General features: G+C 31.2%; 2 protein-coding genes. Both read left to right on the top strand.

The window, feature by feature from the left end:
• Positions 1–969, top strand: a 969-nt coding sequence (locus tag A5875_RS15265; RefSeq protein ID WP_217809351.1) for an ATP-binding protein, incomplete at its 5' end; no start/stop codon positions are given.
• A gap of 5 nt (positions 970–974) precedes the next feature.
• Positions 975–1168: hypothetical protein (locus A5875_RS23735; protein ID WP_176244692.1), on the top strand; the 194-nt coding region annotated here is incomplete at its 3' end.

Consider the following 1168-nt stretch of genomic DNA (forward strand, 5'->3'; position numbering starts at 1 on the left):
AATATTAAAAGAGAAAGAAAACAGATGTTTTTAAATAAAGTAAAGTCTGAACTAAACAAAGCTGAAGAGCCAAATATTGATGGAAAAAAAGACACAAGACAACTTAAGAAAGACTCTAGCGATAATTCTGACTCAAAATCAGAAGATACTCAATTAGAATCAGACAGTTCTTTTTCTTCTGAAGAAATTGAAGAAGCTATCGAAGCGATTGTTGGTGACTCGTATGACAGCGAAGAGGTCGTCAAATTATTGATGTCACTAAGTTCTTCAGGAGTTATGGCGAGTACCTTTGCTCATGAAATTAAAAGCGTTTCTACGGATTTAGCCTCTAGAAATGATCATTTTAGAGCTACAATTGATTATATTCTTAAAGGGAAGCCTTTTTCAGGACGTCCATCATTTAATCCGTATACTTTAATAGATGAATATGAAGTTACAGATAAAATGTTAGCTTCGTGGTTGGGCGTTATGACAAATCCGATTGATAGGGAAAAACTTAATCCTGATAAAATTGAATTAGTTCAGTCAATTAAGGATATTTTCAAAGTCTGGCAGCCATTGTTAGATTCAAAATTTATTTTAGTAGACCAGAGATTTGAAATGGAAGAGTATTTTTCAAAAAATATTGCTGAAATCGATCTATATCTTATCATCAATAATTTCATTTTAAACTCAGCATATTTTCTTGAGAAGAGAGATGAAAATCGAACTATCTTTGTTAAGTTGTCACTTGATAAAAATCAAAATCTAAAACTTGAATTATCGAATAATGGTCCAAAGATTTCTTCAAAATTTAAGAATTCATCAGATCAAGTCTTCATACCTGGAAAAAGTAGTAAGCCCAAAGAGGAAGGTACTGGTTTAGGGTTATGGATTTTAAGCGAAGCAGCTATTAGAAATGGTGGGAGAGCGAGCGTAGATGAAGATTATATTGATGGATTTAAAATAGATGTTATATTTAGGAGCTGATTTTATTGATATATAAAATTGGGGTTGTAGAAGATAATAAGTCTGATATCAATCGTATTGATAGGGTTTTGTATAGCAATAGTGATGTTGAGTTTGAAATATTTTCCTATGGAATTTCGGATTTAAAATCTGAGGATATAGAAGAAACTTTACTCGAAATGATAATCAATGATATAAATGAAGAGAGAAATACACATCT

This window comes from Enterococcus sp. 3H8_DIV0648, assembly GCF_002140655.1.
Taxonomy (GTDB): Bacteria; Bacillota; Bacilli; order Lactobacillales; family Enterococcaceae; genus Enterococcus_A; species Enterococcus_A hulanensis.